The following is a 22409-nucleotide window of genomic DNA, read 5'->3' on the forward strand; positions in this document are numbered from 1 at the left end:
CGGTCGAGCTCGTGTCCGAATGTCAGACTTGACCCCGCGCTTATTCGAAGACCTTCAGCTTGAGCTGAACGGAAATGGCGCCATAGAGCCGGTCCTTGTAGGTCGGCACGATGGCGACGTTGACGCCTACGCTTTTGTAGTCGAAGCTGGCGGTGGGAATGGCCGCCAGGAACCAGCCACCGTCGCGCATCTTGGGGTAGCCGCTGAAGCCGCCCGCCACCGCGCCCAAACGCACCGGGCCGATCTTCCACGGCTGGTAATACACGCCCACATAATTCGAATAGCCGCGGTCGCTGTTGTAGAAGCGGCCCGCCGTCGCCGACGCCACCGTCGAAAACCGGTACTCGCCGCCCAGGCCGGGATTGCTGTCGTTCAGGCCCTTGTCGCGCTGGAAATGGTAGGAGTAGAAACCGCCGTTCAGCCACACTTCCTTCAGCGGCGCCGTTTCGATGGTCTCGAAGGTGTCGGCTACGGCCGCGCCGGACAGGCCGGCCAGCAGCAGCGCGCCGGCCATACGTAAACTTTTGATCATCCGAGACTTTCTTCGTTATGTAGAGGACGATGAATTATAGCCAATTGCACATTGCCGCTTGTGGGTGCTTAGTAATTGATGGACCAATCAGATTGCTGCGAGTACACTGGATTCCAAAGCGCACCATATGCGGACTGCTTAAACGACTTGCAATTGAATATTCATCCGGTCGTTTTCGCCTGCTCGATATCGCACGCCGGTCTGGAGATATTGTTGTCAATACTCCCCGTATCCTATGCTTTATCGAGAAGGGGCACCTATGTCCTCCAGCATCAGCCAGGCGGCCAGCAGCGATGCCGCGCTGACCACCACCAACGAGCAATCTGAATTTCTACAAAACATACTGGAGTCGTCGACCGAATACTCGATTATCGGCAAAGACCTGAAGGGCAAGATCCAGCTGTGGAATGCCGGCGCGCGCCGACTATATGGCTATGAGCCGGAAGACGTCATCGGCAAGGCGAATTCGTCCATGTTGCACACGCCGGAGGATATCGCCGCCGGCCGTCCTGAACAAATCATGGCGGCGGCCATGGAGAAGGGCAAGTGGGAAGGCACGCTGACACGCGTGCGCAACAACGGTTCCCGTTTCACGGCGCGGGTGGTGATCACGCCACGGCGCGACAGCACCGGCAAGGCCATCGGTTATCTGTTGATCTCCAAGGATATTTCCGATGAGATCCGCCTGACCGAGGAGTTGAGGGCGACGCAATTCTATGCGCGCAGCCTGATTGAGGCCTCGCTCGACCCGCTGGTTACGATTAGCCCGGAAGGCAAGATCACCGACGTCAACGAAGGCTCGATCAAGGTGACCGGCGTCCCCCGCGAAAAACTGATCGGCACCGACTTCTCCGACTACTTCACCGAGCCGGAAATGGCGCGCGAAGGCTATCAGCAGGTATTTTCCAGAGGGGCGGTCACGGATTACCCGCTGACCATTCGACACAAGGACGGCCGCCTGATCGACGTGCTGTACAACGCGTCGGTGTACAAAGATGCCCAGGGCAGCGTGCTGGGGGTGTTTGCCGCCGCCCGCGACGTCACCGCGCAGAAGCAGGCCTCGCAATATGCGCGCAGCCTGATTGAAGCCTCGCTCGATCCGCTGGTCACCATCAGCCCGGAAGGCAAGATCACCGACGTCAACGAGGGCTCGATCAAGGTCACCGGCGTCGCGCGCGGCAAGCTGATCGGCACCGATTTTTCCGACTACTTCACCGAACCGGCCAGGGCCCGCGAGGGCTACGAACAGGTCTTTGCCGAAGGCTTCGTGACTGACTATCCGTTGACGATACGGGGCAAGGACGGCAGCCTGACCGATGTGCTGTACAACGCCTCGGTGTACAAGGACGCGCGCGGCAACGTGCTCGGCGTGTTCGCCGCAGCGCGCGACGTCACTGTGCAGAAACAGGCCTCGCAATATGCGCGCAGCTTGATCGAGGCATCGCTCGACCCGCTGGTCACCATCAGCGCGGAAGGCAAGATCACCGACGTCAACGCGGCGTCAGCGGAAATCACCGGACTGGCGCGCGAAAAACTGATAGGCACCGACTTCTCCGATTACTTCACCGAACCGGAGAAGGCGCGTGAGGGTTACAAGCAGGTGTTCGACAAGGGCTTGGTGTCCAACTATCCCCTGACCATCCGCCATCGCGACAGCAAGTTGACCGATGTGCTGTACAACGCCTCGGTGTACAAGGATACCGCCGGCAATGTGCTCGGCGTGTTCGCGGCGGCGCGCGACGTGACGGCGCAGAAGAAGGCCGAGGCCGAGGTCGCCGAACAGCGCACCAAGGAGCTGGAGCGGCTGGCCGAACTCGAACGCTTCCAGCGTTTGACCGTGGGCCGCGAGTTGAAGATGATCGAACTGAAGAAAGAAATTGAAGAACACAAGCGGGCAATAGGGCAGCTCAAGAACGTCGAGGCGAGGTGAGTTCGATGCCTGAATCGGCCACCTACGGACGGGAATTGGGGCAGAAGTTCAGTCAGGAGGACTATGCCAAGGCGGTCATCAACATTCTGGACGATTCCGCAGCGGAGCGTGAGCAGTTGCATGATACGCAGCGCGCAGTCATCAACATTCTGGAGGACGCCGCCGAGGAAAGAGCGCTGCTGGAACTGACGCAAAAGGCTGTGCTCAACATCCTGGACGATTCCGCCGGAGAGAAGATCCGACTGGAAGAAATGCAGAAAGCGGTGTTGAATATCCTGGATGACCTGGCCGGGGAGATGGCGGAACGCAGCCGCCTGGAAGAGCGTTTCCGTTCGCTGCTGGAAACCGCGCCGGACGCTATCGTCATCGTCGACGGGGCCGGCCGCATCATGTTGGTGAACGCCCAAACAGAAGCATTGTTCGGCTACGGGCGCCGCGAACTGCTGGGTCAGACGGTCGAGGTGCTGTTGCCCGAGCGCTTCAGAAGCAAGCATCCGCAACATCGGCTGCGTTTCACCGCCGAGCCGCGGGTACGCCCCATGGGCGCCGACCTGGAATTATATGGGCGCCGCAAGGACGGCAGCGAGTTCGCCACCGAGATACTGCTAAGCCCGGTGGAGACCGACGAAGGCGCGCTGGTGTCGGCCGCCATCCGCGATGTCACCCGTACCAAGCACATCGAGCATCAGATCAGAACGTCGCTGAAGGAAAAGGAAGCGCTGTTGCAGGAGATCCACCATCGGGTCAAGAACAACCTGCAAATCATCGCCAGTTTGTTGTCGCTGCAATCGGGCTACATCAGCGATCCGGAAACGCTGAGGCAGTTTCAGGAGAGCCAGGGACGCATCCGTTCGATGGCGTTGATCCACGAAAAGCTTTACCAGTCGGAGACTTTGGCGGCGGTGGACCTGGCCGACTATGTGCGCTCGCTGACGGGCATCCTGATGCGCTCGTATGCCGCCAATACCCAGGTGCGGCTTGAGTGCGAGACCGATCCGGCGATCGTCAGCATCGACACCGCCGTGCCGCTGGGACTGATGCTCAACGAATTGGTGACCAATGCACTCAAGTATGCGTTCCCCGAGGGCCGCCCGGGATGCCTGAAGGTGGCGTTGCGCTCGTCGGCGACCGGACAGCTGTCGCTGATGGTGCACGATGATGGCGTCGGCCTACCCAAGGACTTTCAATTCGACCAGGTCAACTCGCTGGGGCTGCGCCTGGTGCGCATGTTCGCCACGCAGTTGCGGGCGAAGATCGCCCTGCACTCGGCGCCAGGGCACACCTCGTTCGACATCCACTTTATGGAAACGGCGGACAAAACGCCGTCCTAGAACATGGCATACCATCAGAATGCAATCCGGGTGCTGGTCGTGGAAGACGAGATCGTCGTCTCGGAAGACCTGCAACAACGCCTGCGGTTACAAGGCTACGAGGTGACCGGGGCGGCGGACACGGCCGCCGATGCGATCCGCCTGGCGACGCTGACCTTGCCCGATGTGGCCCTGATGGACATTATGTTGCACGGCAAGGCCGAGGGTATCGAAGCGGCTGAATATTTGCGGGGGCAGCTCGACATTCCTGTCATCTTCTTGACCGCGCACAGCGATGCGGCCACCTTGCAGCGCGCCCGGCTGACCGATCCGGCCGGCTATATCGTCAAGCCCTTCGACGATGCGCAGTTGCGGGTGGCGATCGACATGGCGCCGGCCCGGCACGAAATGGAGCGCAAGGCGCTGCGCGTGGCGCGCTGGCTCAGCGCGACGCTGACCAGCATAGGCGACGCGGTGATCGCCACCAATACCAGGGCCAAGATCATCCTGCTGAATCCGGCGGCGGAAAAGCTGACCGGCTGGTCCCAGGAGCAGGCCGTGGGCCAGCCGTTCGCCGACGTCGTGCGCCTGGTCAACCACACCACCCGGCTGCCGCTGGAAGATCCGGCCACCTGCGCGCTGCAGCAGGGACTGACCATCCGCATCGATCCCAATACCCTGTTGTTGACCCGTACCGGCGAAGAGCGCTTTGTGGATGACAGTGCGTCGCCAATCACCGACGAGACTGGAAAAATCCTGGGTGCGGTCGTGGTGATTGTCGATGCGACCGACCGCCATGCCGTGCAGGGCCGGGTGCAGGGGCTGGCGCGCCAGGTGGAGACCCTGCTGGCCGAGAAGCAGAGAAATGCCACCGCCACCGCCGAGCTCGAAGCGTTCGCCGCCGCGGTCAGCCATGACCTGCGGGGCCCCTTGAATGCCATCGCCGGGTTTACCTATCTGCTCTCCAAACAGCACCGCAAGCATCTCGATTCCTCCGGGCAGATATTCCTGGACCATGTGCAAAGGAATGCAAGGGAAATGATCAGCATGACGGAGGATTATCTGCGCTTTCTCGGTCTGAGCCACGGGCAAGGGCTGGCGGTGACCTCGGTGGACTTGGGCACGCTGGTGCGGGATGTGTTCCGCAGCCTGACGGGGGTGCCGGGAACGAAAACGGTGCAGTTCACCTGTGCGCCGCTGCCGACGATCATGGCCGATGAAGCCATGCTGCGGCAAGTGTTTGTCAATGTGTTGGGCAACGCCATCAAATATACGTCCAGGCAGGATCAGCCTGTGGTCTCGGTGGGCGTCAGCACGGCAGGTCCGGCGGCGGAGGCGATGCATACCCTCTTTGTCCGCGACAACGGTATCGGCTTCGACGCCGCCGGTGCGGAAAAATTGTTCGAACCCTTTCAACGCTTTCACAGCACGGCCGAGTTCTCCGGTACCGGTGTCGGCTTGTCCATCGTCAAGCGTATCGTTGAGCACCATGGCGGCACCCTGCGCGCGCAAAGCCAGCCCGGCGCCGGCGCCACGTTCTTCCTGACGCTGCCAGCCCGCGCCGTGGCGAACATGCCAGTTGGCGCGGGCAAGCATCGGACCATGCCATGATTTCGACGTCGGTGCTTATTGTCGAAGAACAGGCCGCCATCGCCGCCGACCTGGAGACGACGTTGAAAGGCCGCGGCTACCAGATATGCGGTATCGCCGCCAGCGCGGAGGAGGCATTGGCGTTGGCGCGCGTCCACCGTCCGGGCCTGGCGCTCATGGATATCCGGCTGCAAGGCACCATCGATGGCGTACAGGTCGCCGATATCCTGCGGCGCGAACTGGACGTGCCGGTAATCTTTCTCAGTGGGAGTGTAGACGACCTGACGCTTCAGGGTGACCAAGCCGGCGATCCCCATGTCTTGCTTCCCAAGTCCGACCACGGCCAGGAACTCGAGTTCAATTTCGAGTTGGCGGCCAAACAAGATGCGGAGCAGTCGCGCCTGGGCGCGGCAGGCAGGAAGATCACCTTATTGGTGGTGGAAGACGAGGCGGTGATCGCTGAAGATCTGAAGAGCAGTTTGATACAACGCGGCTATCTGGTGTGCGGCATAGCGGCCAGCGGTGAGGAAGCGCTCGAGCTGGCCCGCCAGCACCACCCCGATTTGGCGCTGATGGATATTCGACTGCAAGGGCCGATGGATGGCATAGAAACCGCCGGCCTGATGCGACGTGAGCTGGACATCCCGGTCATCCTGGTCAGCGCCCATTCCGACAACCAGACACTGCAACGCGCCACCGCCAGCACCCCATACGCCTTTCTGTTGAAGCCTTATGAGGACCGCGAATTGCAGATGAACATAGAAGTCGCGGTCCACAAGCACGCGGGCGAACGACAACTGGCGCTCGCGCACGAGGAAATCCGGCGCACCAACGCCACCCTGGAGCAGCGCGTGACGGAGCGCACCGCAGCGCTGGCGGCGGCGTTGACCGAGATTCAGCAAGAAAGCGCCGAGCGCATGCGCATGTTGGCGGATCTGCAAAAGAGCGAAATGCGGTTCCGCCAGCTGGCTGAAAATATCCAGCAAGTCTTCTTCCTGACCGACCTGTCCGGCGCACAGATATTTTACGTCAGCTGTGCCTACGAGGGCATTTGGGGCCGCAGTTGCGCCAGCCTGTACGCGCGGCCGCAGTCATGGATGGACGCGATCCACCCAGACGACCTGGAAGCGATGCAGGACAACATGCCCGCACAGCAGGCGAGCGGGCGGTTTGACTATGTCTACCGCATTGTCCGCCCTGACGCTGCGATACGCTGGATACGCGCGCGCGGCTTTCCGATCGCCGACAGCACCGGCGCGATCGTGCGCATCGCCGGCATAGCCGATGACATCACCATCCATGTGGAGCAGGAACGCAAGATCGCACGCCTGCACCGCATCTCGGTCCTGCTCTCCAGCGTGAACTCCGCGATCGTGCGCATACGGGATCGTGACGCCCTGTTCCACGAGGTGTGCCGCATCGCGGTCGATGAAGGTGGCTTCAGCATGGCTTTTGTCGGCGTGATCGACCTCGTCACCCAAGATGGCGCCGTGGTCGCGTGGTGCGGCGGGCAACCTGGCTATGTGGCCAAGATCCGGCTGACGTCCCGCGCCGGGCTGCCGGAAAGCGACCGTCCGGCATGTCTCGCCGTGCGCGAACGGCGCCCCATCATTTGCAATGACATCCGTATCGAACCGTCATTGCAGCCATTAAAGGATGAGTTGTTGCGTCGTGGCCATCTGTCGGTCGCTGCGTTTCCGCTGATACTCGATCAAAGCGCGGCGGCGGTGCTGGTATTGTTTGGCGGCGAGGTGAACCTGTTCGATAACGATGAAATAAAGCTGCTCAACGAGGTGGCGGGCGACGTCGCGTTTGGCATGGACTTTATCGCCAAGGCGGAACACCTCAACTATGTCGCTTACTTTGATCTGCTGACCGGTCTGCCAAACAAAATGTTGTTCCACGAGCGACTGACCCAGTGTGTCAACGACGCCCATTCGGAGGCCAGCAACGCCGGGGTCCTGGTCATCGATCTGGTGCGGTTTTCCAATTTAAACGACGTCTATGGACGGCACGTGGGCGATGCCGTGCTGCGGGAACTGAGCATGAGATTGAAGGCCGTGCTGGAAGAGCCCAACCGGCTGGCCCGGGTCGGTGGCGACATGTTCGCCCTCTTTATGCCGCAAGTCCGGGAAGCGGTGGATCTGGTCGAGATCTACGAACAGCTGGTCGTGGCGCTGGAGCCGGCCTTCGGCATCCTGAACAAGTCCATCCATCTTTCCATCCGGGCCGGCATCGCCATTTATCCTCAAGACGGTGGCGATGCGGAGAGCCTGCTCAAACATGCGGAAGCTGCATTGAAGAAGGCGAAGTCAGGCAACGAACGTTACCTCTACTATTCGGCCGAGATGAACGCCTCGATCGCGGTCCGCTTGCAGCTTGAGCACGATTTGCGCACGGCCGTCAGCGCCCGGCAATTCCTGCTGTATTACCAGCCACGGGTCGACCTGATCAGTGGCCGCATCGTCAGCGCCGAGGCGTTGATACGCTGGCAGCACCCGGGACGGGGCATGGTGCCGCCGGTCCAATTCATCCCACTGGCGGAAGAGTCCGGGCTTATCCTGCCGATCGGGGCATGGGTGATCGATGCGGTGTGCGCGCAGCAGGCCGACTGGCGTCGGCGGCAGATAAAGATCGTACCGGTGGCGATCAATTTGTCCGCCATGCAAGTCAAGAAGCACCAGGTATTGACGACGATCGTAGACGCGCTGCGAAATAATGGCCTGGAGCGTGAGTATGTCGAATTTGAGCTGACCGAATCGGTCTTGATGGACAATCCGGAGGAGGCGGCGATCAACCTGAGGGCGTTCAAGAAAATCGGCGGTGCGCTGGCGCTGGATGACTTCGGCACCGGCTATTCGTCGCTGGCCTATCTCAAGCGGTTTGAATTCGACATCGTGAAAATCGACCGCGCGTTTGTGACCGAAATCACCCGCAGCAGGGAGGATGCGGCGATTGCGACCGCCGTCATCGCGATGGCGCATAGCCTCAATATGCGGGTCGTGGCGGAGGGCGTTGAAACTGAAGCCCAGCTGCGGTACCTGCGCAAGCTGCGCTGCGACGAGATACAAGGCTATTTCTTCAGCCCGCCGGTGCCGGCGCTAGCGTTCGAGGAAATGCTGAGGACCGACCGCCGCCTGCCGCTGGCGCGCGAGGCGAGCGGCGGTGCGGACACCGTGCTGCTGGTGGATGACGAGGCGAATATTTTGTCGGCGCTGAAACGGCTGTTGCGCCAGGATAGTTACCACATCCTGACCGCGACCAATGCCGAGGACGCGCTGGAATTGCTGGCGTTGAACTACGTACAGGTCGTCGTGACCGATCAGCGCATGCCGGGCACGTCCGGTACGGAATTCCTGTCCATCGTGAAGAATTTGTATCCCGACACCGTGCGGCTGATCTTGACCGGCTATACGGATCTGGTCACGGTGACCGAAAGTGTCAACCGCGGCGAAATCTTTAAGTTCATTGCCAAGCCGTGGCAAGACAAAGAGTTGCGCGAACTCATACGCGACGCGTTTCGGCACTACCGTCCCCGCAGTCCGCCTGTCGAGCTTCAGTAGTCGCCCGCGCCGCATCCGCTGCGGCGCCGGCGGCAGTACCGCCGATGCCGTAAGCCAGCGGCCAGCCTTGCGGCAAATGCCAGGTGCCGAATACGCGATCGAGGAAGGGCAGGGTCGACGCGAAGTTGCGGTCCAGCGGCGCCACGCTGGTGTGGTGCCAGTGATGGAAGGCCGGCGTGGCGATCAGCGACTCCAGCGGGCCGAGCCGGACCCGCAGGTTGGAATGGATGAAGAAGCCCCACACCGTGCCGATGACGATCACCAGCGCCGGCGTGGCGCTGCCGCCCGCGCTGGCGCCGGCCAGGCCAAGCACGTACAGCGGCGTCATGCCGAACAGCCGGGTGACGATCATGTCGAGCGGATGCGCATGCGTGTTAATCAGGAAGTACAGGTGCTCCGGCTGGTGGTGCACCGAATGGAAATGCCACAGCCACGGCAGCTGGTGGCTCAGGCGATGGCCCCAGTAAAAGCCGATTTCCGCGATCAGCAAGGACAGCGGCAATTTCACCAGCAGCGGCAAGGCGCCCACGGCGGCGGGCTCGGCGGCCGGCAGCAGCGCCTGCGCCGCCACGGCGACCACGGACATCAGCGCGCCCAGGATGGCGGCCGGCAGCAGGCTGTTGAGGAAATACAGGCCCAGGTTGATGGCCAGTGCGCGGCGCGGCAGTTGCGCCTTGCGCACCGCGAGCCAGCGCTCCAGCGGCACGAACACCAGCGACAGCAGCACCAGCCACACGCACAGCCGTCCCACGTTGACGGCAAAAACAGGGAGGTGGGCGAGCAGTTGGTTCATCGGTGTCATGGCTAAATAAAGGGCGGAAACGACAATGCCGGACGCGAACGTCCGGCATCGATTCTAGCAGGCGGTGAGTTAGGCGGCCTTGGCTTTGCGGCGACGTGCGGCGAAGCCGACCAGGCCCAGGCCCAGACCCAGCATGCCCCAGGTTTGCGGCTCAGGCACGGCCGAGGTCATCGACACGCCGTCCAGCAGCGAGAACGGTGGCACGCCGGCAGGCGTACCCACCGCCAGGAAGCTCAGCACTTCGCTGGCGCCGGTGGCGGTAAAGGTGAACGTTTCCTTCTGCCAGCCGGTGAAACCGTGGTTGGCATTGTTCTTCACTGCCGTCGAGATGGTTTGGCCGCCCAGCGACACTTTCCACTGTTCGGTGGTGGCGCCGCTGAAGCCGTATTGCTGCGCGCCAGCCCAGTAGAAGCTCAGGTTGTATTGCTGGCCGGCGACCAGGCCGTTGACGGTCTGGCTCACCGGGGCGATTTGAAACGCGCCATCGGCGGCGATGAAGTTGCCGCCGGCCGGGCTGGCGCTCAGTCCGTTGGCGGAGCCATTACCGGCGCCCCACAGTTGCAGGTTGCCGTAGCTGCCGCCGACGCCGCCGTGGTCGGCGTTGGTGTCGCCGAACAGGAAGTTGTAGCCGGTGCTGGTCCAGCCTTGAACCGTATGGCCGGCGTAGCCGATTTGGCCGTAGTTGCCGACTTCGAAACCACCGTTGACGATCAGTTCGCCAGGAACGGCGGCATTTGCCACGCCTGCGCACAGGGCGGCAGCGGCGGACAGGGCCATCATAATCGATTTAATGCGCATGTAAAAACTCCAGAATTCGAATGTCAAGCGGGCTCCCGGCCGCCGGCGGAGTGGAAAGTCGATTGATTTTGGTCAATTAACTTGTTCTTAATGCATTATGAATGAACAATATTTAAAATGGAATATTTTTAATTTGTAAAGTAAGTTGAACGTTGTGCAATGCCTGTGCTAGCGATGGAAACGCTACCGTCGCTTGCGAAAGAAAAGCAAGTGCCTCAGATCGTGATGCGCCACCCACGTTTTTCAGCCCCCGCCATAGCCAGCCAGAAGAGCGTCGTGAAGGTGGCGGCGAACGCCAGCGAGGCAAGCCAGGGGCCGAATATCGGGGTCAACGGGCCGCTGAAAACGTGGGTGTAGAGTGGTCCCATCAGGCCGCTGCCTTCAATCACGCAAGTGGCGATCCAGGAGCCAGCGTAGGCAGCGATGGCGTTGATGCCCATGGCCCTGCCCAGCGCAGGCCAGCCGCGCACATCGATCAGCTGGTGGGCCAGTGCGATCAGCAGCATGCCGAAGCCGCCGGTCCACAGCGCGAACGACGAGGTCCACAGCTGCTTGTTCAGCGGCAGCGCCAGCGACCACAGTCCGCCCAGCAGCATTGCCCCGGCGCCCGCCATGGCCAGCGTGCGGATCTGGCCGCGCCGCAGCCAATCGCCGGCGCGCAATCCGAGGATCACGGTCGCCAGCGACGGCAGCGTGCCTAGGATGCCTTCGGGATCGTGGCCGATGCCGGTGGCCGCATCGTACTGGTAGGCCAGGTGGCCCAGGAGGGCGCTGTCGATGCGGTCGGACAGGTTCAGTCCCGGCTCCAGCGAGCCGCCCGCCACCAGCAACGCCCAGTAGCCGAGCAGGATCGCCGCGAAAGCCGTCCACTGCGCGCGGGCGCCGCGCACGTAGACGGCCATCAGCCCGGCTGCCGCGAAGCAAATGCCCGTCCTTTGCAATACGCCGAACAGGCGGAAGCCACGTCCGTTCAGGAGTAGCATGGCCACCACGTGCAGCGCGATCCCCAGCAGCACGATGCGCAGGGCGCGCCACAGCACCGAGCGCGCCAGCGGCGCGGCCTGCGCGCCCGCGTCCAGGCGGGGGGCGATCGCCAGATTGATGGAGACACCCACGATCAGCATGAAGATGGGGAAGATGAAGTCCGGCGGCGTGCAGCCATGCCATTCGGCGTGGTCCAGCCAGGGGTAGACGTGCGACCAGTCGCCGGCGTCGTTCACCAGCAGCATGGCGGCCACCGTCAGGCCGCGCACCGCGTCGATAGAATTGATACGCATAGTTTAAGAGTTTAAAGCTGCAATGTGAAATGCGTGCGGTTGAGGCCAGCCGCCAGCGCCATGACGATCATGGCGTAGGCGAGGGCCCAGAGGAAGCCCGGCAAGCCGGAGCCCAGTACGTCCGGCAAGGCCAGGTGCAGCAGCTGCATCAGCGCATAGACGATGTAGGGAATGATGTAGACCAGCAGCGGGTTGGCCGCCGCCGGCCGAAAGAACGCGGTCCAGCCGTTCAGCCGCCTCACATCGACCACCCAATACAGCGCCGCGAACAGCAGCACGCAGATGGTGGCGCTGTACAGCGCCCAACTTGGCGTGGCGTAGATCTTCGATATCCTGAAGTACGGTCGCAGCACGTAAGCCAGCACGGCCAAGGCCAGCGCCAGCAACAGCGCGTCGCGGAATGGTTTGTCCCGCCCCCGGCCGAAGAAGATCAAGGATGTCAGCAAACCGCACAGCGCGATCGATGTGTGTACCGCGTTCTCGGCCTGCGCACCCAGTAGCGGTGCGGACGATAGTAGTGCTGGTGTATGGGCCGCACAGTACAGGCCTGTACAGGCCAGCACCAATGCGCCGAGCGGCAGCAGGCGGGCCCGCGTCAGCGACCATGCCACGGTGCTGTACAGGTACGCCCAGCCTATCAGTCCCAGGATGCCCCACCATTGCGGCGCCAGGCGCAGGCTGCCATCTGGGCCGCCGCGGAACGCCAGCGCCAGGGCCAGCAGGCCGGCCGCGCCCACCGCGCGCAAGGCCACGGCGAGGGTCTTGTTCTCGAAACGGTAGACCGCCCACACCAGCATCGCGCAGCCGTAGAACAACAGCGACCACAGATGGATGGACATGCCCATCGCGGCTTCGTTGTAGCCATCCTCCGCGTTGACCATGAACACGCCCAACACCAGCAGCCCGGCGGCGCGCGCAAGCACGTGCCGCCAGCGCTGCGCCGCCGTATCGCCGGCTGCCTGCCGCTGCGCCATGGCGAACGGGATCGACATGCCGACGATGAACAGGAAGGCAGGGAACACCACGTCCGGAAAGGTCATGGCGTCGGCGTCCGCCGCCGCATGCTCCATCCAGGCCGGCATGCCGCGCACGCCGGCCAGCGTGTTCACGAAGATCATGACCAGGATGGTGATGCCGCGGAAGGCGTCGATCGCCAGTATCCGCGCGGGTTTAGAGTTTGCCACGTAGTCCCAGGTAGTATTGGCGGCCGTTCGAATACGAGGCGATCGGCTGGTCCTTGTTCTCGCCGTAGTAGCGCAGCACGGCGTTGTTGAGGTTCAGCGCATCGAAGGTGACCGACAGGTTCTCGTTGATCTTGTAGTTGATCGACGCCGCCAGGTTGCCGGTTCCCGCCATCACCTGCGGGAAGCTGTTGTACAAGCCGCCGGAGAAGCTGGAGCGATAGGTGTAGGCCAGGCGGGCGCTCAAGCGGTCGTCCTCGTAGTAGGTCTCGGCATTGTAGGTGTTCTTGGAATTGCCGACTACCGGCTTGCCGTCGGCCGCGCTGCCGTCGGTGTAGGTGTAGTTGGCCAGCACGCCGACGCCGCCGAACAGGTGCTGCTGGTAGGCCAGCTCCACGCCCTTGTTCTTGGCGCTGATATTGGTCGGCGAAGAGATGGCGTAGCTGTCGAAGCGCTTGAACGAGTTGTTGAAGTAGGTGAGGTTGGCCGTGCCGTAGGTGACGTAGGACGACATGTCCATGTAGAACACGCCGGCCGACAGCAGCGCTTTCGGCGCGAAGTACCATTCCAGCGCGACGTCGTAGTTGGTCGAGCGGACCGGCTTCAGGTTAGGGTTGCCGCTGCTGCCGGTCACGTTGGTGTCATTCAGCGTGACCGCGCCAACCATGGCGCTGAAGTCGGGGCGCGCCATCGTCTTGGCGACGGCGGTGCGCGCCACCAGGTTGGGCGACAGGTCGAACTTGAAGTTCGCGCTTGGCAGGAAGTCGTTGTAACCGGTCTGGTTCAGCGTTGGCGTGTAGACGCCGTTCACATTGTCCTGGCCGATGGGATGGTCGCCGCCGGGGATGTTGGTGATGGTGGCCTGGTTGGTGTGCACATAGCGCGCGCCCACGTTGCCGCGCCAGCCGTCGCCGGCCAGGTTGACCATGCCGTAGATGGCGCTGGATTTCTCCTTGACGTCCATTTCGCCGGCCCAGTTCTCGGTGGTCGGTCCGCCTGCCAGGTCGTATTTGGCCGCCCAGGCGGCGATGTCGCCCGGATTGATCTGCCAAACTTTGCGCAGGAAGTTTGCGCTGTTGGTGATGCCGTTGCCGAAGTTGGATGGGTAGGTGGCGCCGTTCCACGCCGGCTGCGGCGCCGAGGTGGTGCCGTCGCAGGCCTTGCAACCGCGGTTCTCCGGCTGGCTCACGCTGCGATGGTGCTCGGCAAAGCGCACGCCGAACTTGGCCGATTCCAGGACGCCGCGATCGAGCCGCAATTCGCCGTCGGCCTGCGCGTATTTTTCGCTGTCCTTGGTGATGACGTGCGACCCCCACGCCGAAGCGGTGACGTAGTTGGTGAACTTGGACGTGTCCGCGCCGGGGAAGGTCATGGTGGCCGGCGACATGCCGTTCAGCGTGTAGCTGGAACCGGCGCCGGTCAGGCCTGCCTCGTAGCCGATATCGGCCGGGGTCTTGCCGGAGCCGCGCGTGTAGCCCACGCTGCCGCTGATGCGCAGGTCCTGATTGACCTTGTAGCTGCCATCCAGGTCAAGGTAGGCCGACGAGGACGAGGAGCCGGGGCGGTAGATCTGGTCGCCGAAGGCCGAGTACAGCGAGGAGTTGTAGGTCTGGGTGGCGCTGACGGCGGGGTATTGCGATGCCGGTATGGTGGCTGCCACCAGCGTGCCGCTCTTGATGGTGTAGGCCGACGGGATCACGCCGACCGAAGCGCCGGTATCCGGATTGGTGGCGTTGATGTTGGCGGCGATGTTGTTGTAGAAGCTGCGGTTGTAGTTGGCCGCGTCCAGCTGCGAGCTGAAGCCGTTGATGTCGAAGGTCAGGTCCTTGCTTGGCTTGAATTGCAGGTCGAAGGCGCCGCCGGTGCGCTTGCGGGTCTGCTCGAACAGCGAGGCGCTGATGCCGGCCGGCGCCAGGATGCCAGCCAGTTCCGGGTGCGCCTTGGCGGCGTTGCTGTCGGCGGCGATGGCGGTGTAACCGTAGAACTCCTGGCCGTCGCGGCGTTCGTGGCGCTTCTCAGAGAATAGCTGGACCAGCACGCCGAAGGTCTTGGCGTCGTTCTTCCAGCCGATCAGCGCATTCATTTGCGGATCGGTCTTGCTCGGCAGGTCGGAGTAGATGGCCTGCACCGTGCCTTCGATCGTCAACTGCTTTTTGAAATCGAGCGGCTTGCGGGTCTCGATGTTGACCGAGCCGGCCACGCCGCCTTCGACCATGTCGGCCTGCTGGCTTTTCTGCACCGTGACGGCGCTGACGATCTCCGACGGCAGCAGCGCGTAGCTGACGCTGCGTCCCACGGCGCCGGCCTGGTCGAGCACGAACCAGTCGCCGGTGCCGATCGCATGGCCGTTGACCTGCGTCTGCGTCAGGCTGGAGCTGGTGCCGCGGATGCTGACGCGGTCATTTTCGGCGAAACCGCCTTCGCCGCCGGCGGAGGACGAGATGTTCACGCCCGGTACGCGCTGGATGGCGTCGGCCACGTTCTTGTCGGGCATCTTGCCGATGTCCTCGGCGGACACCACTTCGGACAGCGTATCGCTATTGCGCTTGCGGGTCAGCGCCTGCTGCAGGGATGCGCGGATGCCGGTGACCACCACCTGTTCGAGCGGAAGGGCGACGCTGTCGCCGACCTGCTGTTGCGCCATCGCCGGCGCGGCTGCGCATGCCAGCATCAATCCCACCGCCGTAGCGATAGGCGTGAGTGTCGTTTTGATCCCTGCGTTGCTGTCCATCTGGTCTCCCTGGTTTTTAGTGTGGGCAGATTGTCCCCAGTCTTCCTTAACGCCATCCAAAAGGAACCTTAAGGTTTGCCTAACGTTGTGGCGCGCAGACGATTGACAGTTCGGCAGGAAGATGCGTAGATACGGGCTTCACGAATAAGGTGGCACATATGAAGATTTGCCTGGTCGAAGACGACCTGGAATTGGGCAAGGCCCTGCAAGCGGCCTTGCAGGATGCGGGACAGGAAGTGATCTGGGTGCGCCGCGCCAGCGACGCCCGTCATTGGGTGGAGAACGAGCCGTTCGACGCCGTGCTGCTGGACCTTGGGCTGCCGGACGGGAACGGCATCGACGTGCTGCGCGAACTGCGCTCGGCCGGCCACACGCTGCCCATCCTGGTCATCACCGCGCGCGACAGCCTGGAAGACCGTTTGAATGGCCTGGATCGCGGCGCCGACGATTACCTGGTCAAGCCATTCGTCGTCACGGAACTGCTGGCGCGGCTGCGCGCGGTGATGCGGCGCGCCACCGGCTGGAGTGAATCCGGTGAGCCGGTGTGGAAGGTCAAGGACCTGGTGCTGGATGATAAGCGCATGCTGCTGACTCGCGCCGGCGCCAACGTCATCCTGTCGAAAACCGAATTCGCGCTGCTGCACGCGCTGATGCGCTACCCGGACCGCGTGCTGACCCGGCGCGAGCTGGAATCGCGCGCGCTGCCGCACAGCGAGGGCGCGGCGCTCGATGTCCACATGTCGCACCTGCGGCAGAAAATCGGCGAGGGCTATATCCGCACCGTGCGCGGCGTAGGCTACGTGGTCGACAAATGACGATGCACAATCGTTCGCTGTTCAAGCGCCTGCTGTTTGGCTTCATCTCGGTGATGATGCTGATCTGGCTGGCGAATTTGGCGTTGGACGTCTATGAAACCCGCACCAGCAAACGGCGCGACATGCAACGCGAACTGCGCGCCAGCGCCTTGCGCATCATCGTGCTGATGCAAACCGTGGGCGAGCGTCCGCCGGAGCAGGTCAAGCCGCTGGTGCGCAAGATGGAGCAGCTGCACTACGCGCTCTACACGGAGCTGGGCTGGTACATCCCGGCGCTGCAAACGCAGGTGTGGCGGCATGGGCAGCTGGTCTACGCCTCGCCGGACGCGGGCCTGCCGCCCACCGATGCCGCCGCCGGTCCGCATGCGCAGCCGCTCAAGGAAGGCTGGGTGGTGTCGGTCGAAGATGATCCCGCCACCGGCGTCACCGTGCGCATGGCAACGGAGGTGATCGGCGAGTGGATGCTGCAGGTGTCCAGCATCGGCTACTATTTCGCGCCGCTGCTGTTCAGCGTACCGTTCCTGCTGCTGCCGGCGTGGTTCATCATTCGCGTTGGGCTGCGGCCGTTGAAGTCCATCGTCGGCGAAATCGAGGAACGCTCGGCCACCGACCTGTCGCCGTTGGCGCCATCGCCGTACCTGGAGTTGTCGCCGCTGGTCGGATCGGTCAATCGCCTGATGGAGCGGCTGACCGAAAGGCTGGAGCGTGAGCGGGAATTCCTGGTCGATGCGGCGCACGAGCTCAAGACGCCGCTGTCCATCATCCAGATCAACGCCGATACACTGACCACGACACGCACCGCACAGCGGTTGGAGGAAGCGGGGCAGGGCTTGCGTACAGGCGTGCAGCGCGCCACACACACGGTGCACCAGTTGCTGGCGTTGGCCCGCTCGGGCGGCGATCGGGACCACGCCAGCCTGGTGCCGCGCGACTTGGTAGAACTGGTGGCGGACCGGCTGGCGCTGGCCGGGCAGATCGCCGCGACGCGCCATGTCGAAATTGAATTGCAAGCGCCGGAGCGCTGCATACTGGCTATGCACCTTGAAAGCATGGCGTCCCTGATCGATAACCTGGTCAGCAACGCGGTCAAATATTCGCCGGAAGGCGGCCGCGTGACGGTGGCCGTGGTCCAGGCGGATGGCCGCATTGTCCTCTCGGTCGCCGACCAGGGGCCGGGCATCGAGCCGGAAATGCAGCGCAAAGTATTCGAACGTTTCTTCCGTCTGCCGGACCAGGACCAGGCGGGCAGCGGTTTGGGCCTGGCCATCGCGGAACGCGCCGCCGCGCGTAACCAGGGGCGCATCCAGCTGGCCAATCGCAAGGATGGGCCGGGATTGCTGGTCGCGGTAAGCTTTGCCGATGTAAGGGAGTGACGTATATTTTCTTTGTTATTTATGCCATATAATCGGGCCGCTGAAACTCTCAAAAGCCGCCATGAACTATCTGACCCGTTTTCGACCGCTGTTCCTCGCCGTGCCGCTGCTGCTGGCCGGCTGCCAATCCACCATGCAGCGCATCGCCGATTGCAAAGTCGGCGACTGGGCCGCCATCGGGCATAAGGACGGTGTGTCGGGCGAGCCGTCCGACTACGTCGAGCGCAAGGATTTCTGCGACGATCACGCCGATGACAAGAAGCCCGCCGCCATCGGCGCCGAGGCGCAGTACATCGCCGGTTGGGCGCAGGGTAACTGGGACCTGTGGTCGCAGCTAGGCCAGCAGGATGGCGGCAAGGGACTCCAGCCGCAATATGACGCGCACGTCGCCAGCGACGAGGTCCGCAAACACAAGACACCTTTGAACCGTCCCGCCTACGATGCCGGTTGGACGATCGGAAATTCCGATTACTGGAAAGGGCTGGGCAAACGCTCTGGCACCGACGGTCAGCCCTTGTCGACCCAGAGGGACGCAGCCCGCGCAAATGCCGCCGGCATGCAGCTGCGCTTCGACGAAGCCGCCTACACCGATGGCTGGCAGATCGGCAACCGCACCTTCTGGCAGGACGCCGGCTACACCGACGCGCGCAACGGCACGCCGGACAGCGCCTTCCGCGACCGTGCTGCCAAGGCCCGCAGCGCCGGCGTGCAGGTGCAGGAAGAAGCCTACCGCGCCGCCTGGAACGGGGAGATCGTCAACTACTGGCGCAATCTCGGCACGCAAGATGCAGTTAGCGGCACGGACTTCGCCGCGCGCAGCAAGGAGGCTCGCGCCAAGGGCTTGAAGATTTTCGAATCCGAGTACCGCCAGGCTTGGGAAGCGCGCCTGACCGACTATTGGCGCCAGGCCGGCGCCGACGACGGCTACGGCAAGCCCTTCATGCTGGACGACCGCATTGCCAATGCCGGCCGCAATGGCGTGTTCGTTATCGCGGCGACCCGCGAACTGTACACGGCCGCATGGGATGCGCAGAACGCCAAATACTGCTTGCCGGAGAATGCCTTCGAGCGTGGCCGCACCAACAGCGGCATGGCGGTCGACGTTTGCCGCGTCGAATTGCGCAACCAGCTAAAGCACGCCTATGTCAGCGGGCAGGATTATGAAGTGGCCGCGGCCAAGCATCGCCAGGCGGTTGACGACGCCAACGAGATATCGGGACGCCTGAATGACGCGCACCGTCGACTGGATCGGCTGCTGCGCGAGATCCGCTCGAACCTGGAGGCCAAGGACCGCGTGGTCAACGACGATACACGGAAACAGGACGCACGCCGCGAGCAGGAGCGGCGCGATCTGATCGACTATATCCGGCAACTGGAGCGGCAGCTGGACGACGCCCGCCGCTGGGTGGAACGTCACGAACAGCAAATGCAGCGTCTGCGCCGCGAAATCTACTAAGGCTTAAAAATGGTACTTCACGGATTTCCGGGAATTTGTTTCGCCGCACGGCGCTTCCTGCGGCGGGCGCTTCGTCCGGAGCCGGACCTATGTTGAGTGCCATTGTCTTGCGGCGCAGCCGGATCGTTAGATGGGCGGCTTTCGCTTGGGCGTGGCCCGGTTTGGCGAACCGTCGACCGCTGTGGGATGCTGACGCGCTCAATACCTGCCACGTCGTGCGATGGCCGTTCTGGCGCCGGTGAACGCTGGCCGTCTGCCTGCACGCCATCCCCGTGCAAACGCGCTATCGCCGCTTTGCGCGCCGAGCGGCAGACGTCGGCCAGCAGCCACTCGTTACTGCCGGGAAGGCGCAGCCAGACGGCTTTCCAGGCATTGCGGTTGCCGCTGCCGTAGAGGTTCGCAAAACAAGACGGCGATACTGCGTGCCCGTCGTACTTGATTTCCGCCCCCACTACTGTGGCGAAATAGGGCTGGCGGCCGAAGCTGGCGCGCAGCCTTGTCCCCTCGGGAAGGAAAACCTGCTTCCATTGGTATCCCGCCTCGGTCGCCTCAACGGGCTGCTGCGGGGCCGGCGGCGCGGGGTTGATATAGTTGCGAATTGCCTCGATAACGAAGGGCTCCTGGGCAAAGGAATCCGACCAGAAAGTACCTGTGAATTTGCCCAATTCGACCAGCACATCGTCGGGCACGCGGATCGGGAAATGGAGGCTATACGTGGACATGGTGGGGGGGCTCCCTAAAATCGGTTCTTACTAAGCGCTGCTAACCACTACTGACCAGTACTACAGTGCGCTAACACTTACTAAAATTTCCTCGCCGAACGCTAAGCGGTACTAATTTCTACCACCTATATTCGTTAGAGCCACTTAGCAGCGTTTAGTTCCGAAAATATCGCAAACCCGCACGAAATATCGGTGGTTAGCATTGGGTAGTAGTGGTTATCGCGTTTTAGTAAAAGTCGAAAAAACGGGACCCGCCCTGAGCATGCCAATGGCGCGGGAATAAGTTCATCCCGGCAATCTGCGACGAACCTTAAAAATTGGCTTGCATTTCAACCAAGATGCTCTATGATTGCGATACTGTGCTACTTCACTAGTACACTACACTAAATCAATGGAGCACCGATGCCATCGTCGCCAGATCACGGCCTGCCCAGCACTATCCGTGCAAAACCCTGCCGTTTGCTCGGCGCGCTGTTGTTGGCGATGGCCAGCTCGACGGCGGCCATCGCCGCAGAACCCGCGCCATCCTCGCTGCAAGAGCTGGACCAGCGCTTGGCGAAAATGTTTGCGCAGCGCGGCATTCCGGGCGCGGCACTCGCCGTGGTGGAGGACGGCAAGGTTGTCCTGCTCAAGGGCTATGGCGTGGCGGACAAGGCCGGCGGCGTACAGGTCACGCCCGATACGATTTTCCGCGCCGCCTCGATTTCCAAGAGCTTCACCAGCATCGCCATCATGCAGCTGGTCGAAAACGGCAAACTGAAACTGGACGCGCGTCTGGCCGACCTGACGCCCGAAATCAGCTTCAACAATCCATGGGAACAAAGCGACCCGGTGCGGCTCGTTCACTTGCTCGAACATACAACGGGCTGGTCAGACATCAGTGCGCGCGTCGAGCTGCAGAACGGACCCGGCTGGTCGGTACGGCGCGGGGTCGAGTTCGCCAGTCCGGAGTACGTCAGTCGCTGGCGGCCAGGTCAGTTCGCCGTCTATACGAATGCAGGCCCGGCGGTGGCTGGCTATGTGCTGGAAAAAGTCGCGGGACAGGACTTCGCCGCCTACGAGCGTGAGCACGTGCTGCGGCCGATGGGCATGGCGAGCGCCGATTTCACGCTGACACCCGAACTGGCGTCCAGGCTAGCCAAGAGCTACGCGCCCGATGGTGCGCCCACGCCATACCAGCACATCATCATGCCGCCGTCCGGATCGTTGGCCACCAGTGTGCGGGAGTTAGCGCGCCTGGTTCTGTTCTTTGTGGGCAGGGGCACGGTCGATGGACAGCGGATTCTGTCGCCGCAGGCAGTCGCGCGCATCGAGCATGGCGAGTCCTCGCTGGCCGCGCGAGCCGGGCTGGGCGAAGGCTACGGCCTGGGCAACTTCCCGCTGAGCGAGGCCGGGCAGGGCTTTCGTGGGCACAACGGCGAGATCGATTCCTTTACCTCCGTCTACGGCTATTCGGCTGCGCAAGGCAGTGGCTATGTGGTGCTGGCCAATGGCGGCGAAGGCGTCGATTTCCGGACGCCTGTGACCGGCCTGATCCAGGCTTACCTGAGCCGCAAGCAGGCGCCATCTCCAGCGCCCTTGTTCGCCGTCGAGCAAGGGGAACTCGCGGCGCTGACCGGCTTTTATCGCAATGTAACGCCGGCCAAGAACCTGATGCGCCCCTATGCGGAAGTCTTGGGCATGTCGCGGGTTACCCTGGTCGATGGTGGCCTGCGTATCGGTGGCAAGCCTTATCTGCCGACCGGCAAACACACCTTCCGCCGCGCCGACCGGGAAGCGGCCAGCCTGGCCTTCGCCGTGCAAGACGGAGAGACCTACCTGCTGTCGGGCGGTCTGGGCGACCGCAAGCGTGAAGCCACGTGGCGCATCGCCAGTTATGCCGTAGTGGCTGCGCTGGCTCTGCTTGGCGGCGTGTTCGGCCTGTTGGCTTTGCCTGTCTGGGGCGTAGCCGCGTATCGCAAGACCCTGCAGGCGAAGGGCGGCTGGAAGGTGCGGGTCATGCCGCTGCTGGCCTTTGGCAGCTTGTGCGGCACCTTCATCTTGCCCTTGATCGGCATATCCGGAGGCATAGGGACCATGGCAATGCTCGCCGCGCCGAGCCTGCTTTCACTGCCGATTTTGTTGTGCAGCGTGACCTTCCCGCTGCTGGCGGCGGCGGGCGTGTGGCATGCGGTGAGGACCAGGCATGCCAGCCGGCTGGTGCGTTGGCATGCCGGGCTCACATCGGCGGGGATACTGGTCATCGCCGCTTATGCGTGGTCGATCGGTTGGATCGGCATGCGCACCTGGACGATGTAACGGGCTTTCGGGACCAGCAATATTTGGTAAC

15 protein-coding genes are annotated in these 22409 nt (G+C 62.8%); 8 read left to right on the forward strand and 7 right to left on the reverse strand.

The genetic code is table 11. The annotated features are described in order from the left end of the window. Nucleotides 1–40 precede the first annotated feature (40 nt). Nucleotides 41–532, reverse strand: a complete 492-nt coding sequence (locus tag KVP70_RS25620) for a hypothetical protein (RefSeq protein ID WP_217945246.1) — start codon at nucleotides 530–532, stop codon at nucleotides 41–43. A 259-nt stretch (nucleotides 533–791) separates the two neighbouring features. Here KVP70_RS25620 and KVP70_RS25625 point away from each other — a divergent pair, with 259 nt between their 5' ends. From KVP70_RS25625 to KVP70_RS25640, 4 genes are read left to right on the forward strand one after another with little or no spacing between them, the layout of a single operon-like run. Continuing rightward, nucleotides 792–2462 carry a PAS domain-containing protein gene (locus tag KVP70_RS25625; RefSeq protein ID WP_217945247.1) on the forward strand — a complete coding sequence of 557 codons (1671 nt, stop codon included), beginning with the start codon at nucleotides 792–794 and terminating at the stop codon, nucleotides 2460–2462. 5 nt (nucleotides 2463–2467) lie between these two features. After that, complete coding sequence (locus tag KVP70_RS25630) at nucleotides 2468–3793, forward strand: sensor histidine kinase (RefSeq protein ID WP_217945248.1); 1326 nt, start codon at nucleotides 2468–2470, stop codon at nucleotides 3791–3793. 3 nt (nucleotides 3794–3796) lie between these two features. Continuing rightward, nucleotides 3797–5383, forward strand: coding sequence for a sensor histidine kinase (locus tag KVP70_RS25635; RefSeq protein WP_217945249.1), 1587 nt, complete (start codon nucleotides 3797–3799; stop codon nucleotides 5381–5383). Next, nucleotides 5380–8925 carry an EAL domain-containing protein gene (locus KVP70_RS25640; RefSeq protein WP_217945250.1) on the forward strand — a complete coding sequence of 1182 codons (3546 nt, stop codon included), beginning with the start codon at nucleotides 5380–5382 and terminating at the stop codon, nucleotides 8923–8925. The genes KVP70_RS25635 and KVP70_RS25640 overlap by 4 nt, the downstream gene beginning before the upstream one ends. Here the strand turns inward: KVP70_RS25640 and KVP70_RS25645 are convergent. From KVP70_RS25645 to KVP70_RS25665, 5 genes are all read right to left on the reverse strand, one after another. Continuing rightward, nucleotides 8867–9718: a sterol desaturase family protein gene (locus KVP70_RS25645; protein WP_229225085.1), complete on the reverse strand. Its 852-nt coding sequence runs from the start codon at nucleotides 9716–9718 to the stop codon at nucleotides 8867–8869. The genes KVP70_RS25640 and KVP70_RS25645 overlap by 59 nt on opposite strands. A gap of 78 nt (nucleotides 9719–9796) precedes the next feature. Next, nucleotides 9797–10525: a PEP-CTERM sorting domain-containing protein gene (locus KVP70_RS25650; RefSeq protein ID WP_229225086.1), complete on the reverse strand. Its 729-nt coding sequence runs from the start codon at nucleotides 10523–10525 to the stop codon at nucleotides 9797–9799. Nucleotides 10526–10740: 215 nt separating this feature from the next. Continuing rightward, complete coding sequence (locus KVP70_RS25655) at nucleotides 10741–11802, reverse strand: acyltransferase family protein (protein WP_217945251.1); 1062 nt, start codon at nucleotides 11800–11802, stop codon at nucleotides 10741–10743. Nucleotides 11803–11813: 11 nt separating this feature from the next. After that, entirely contained in the window at nucleotides 11814–12986 is a 1173-nt protein-coding gene (locus KVP70_RS25660) for a DUF5009 domain-containing protein (RefSeq protein ID WP_217945252.1), read from the reverse strand. After that, complete coding sequence (locus KVP70_RS25665) at nucleotides 12973–15714, reverse strand: TonB-dependent receptor (RefSeq protein WP_217945253.1); 2742 nt, start codon at nucleotides 15712–15714, stop codon at nucleotides 12973–12975. Before KVP70_RS25665 ends, KVP70_RS25660 begins: the two co-directional genes overlap by 14 nt. 158 nt (nucleotides 15715–15872) lie before the next feature. Here KVP70_RS25665 and KVP70_RS25670 point away from each other — a divergent pair, with 158 nt between their 5' ends. From KVP70_RS25670 to KVP70_RS25680, 3 genes are all read left to right on the forward strand, one after another. Further along, nucleotides 15873–16529 (forward strand): response regulator transcription factor, encoded by a 657-nt coding sequence (locus KVP70_RS25670; RefSeq protein ID WP_217945254.1) that lies wholly within the window; start codon nucleotides 15873–15875, stop codon nucleotides 16527–16529. Further along, nucleotides 16526–17902, forward strand: a complete 1377-nt coding sequence (locus KVP70_RS25675; RefSeq protein ID WP_217945255.1) for a sensor histidine kinase — start codon at nucleotides 16526–16528, stop codon at nucleotides 17900–17902. Before KVP70_RS25670 ends, KVP70_RS25675 begins: the two co-directional genes overlap by 4 nt. A gap of 61 nt (nucleotides 17903–17963) precedes the next feature. Then, nucleotides 17964–19358: a DUF2799 domain-containing protein gene (locus KVP70_RS25680; protein WP_217945256.1), complete on the forward strand. Its 1395-nt coding sequence runs from the start codon at nucleotides 17964–17966 to the stop codon at nucleotides 19356–19358. 17 nt (nucleotides 19359–19375) lie between these two features. Here KVP70_RS25680 and KVP70_RS25685 read toward each other — a convergent pair whose 3' ends face one another. Beyond that, on the reverse strand, nucleotides 19376–20080 hold the full coding sequence (locus KVP70_RS25685) for a hypothetical protein (protein ID WP_217945257.1): 705 nt from the start codon (nucleotides 20078–20080) through the stop codon (nucleotides 19376–19378). 402 nt (nucleotides 20081–20482) lie between these two features. Here KVP70_RS25685 and KVP70_RS25690 point away from each other — a divergent pair, with 402 nt between their 5' ends. Continuing rightward, complete coding sequence (locus tag KVP70_RS25690) at nucleotides 20483–22378, forward strand: serine hydrolase domain-containing protein (protein WP_229225087.1); 1896 nt, start codon at nucleotides 20483–20485, stop codon at nucleotides 22376–22378. Nucleotides 22379–22409: the final 31 nt, after the last annotated feature.

The sequence above is a fragment of the Duganella violaceipulchra genome (genome assembly GCF_019166075.1).
In the GTDB taxonomy this organism is placed as follows: domain Bacteria; phylum Pseudomonadota; class Gammaproteobacteria; order Burkholderiales; family Burkholderiaceae_D; genus Rugamonas; species Rugamonas violaceipulchra.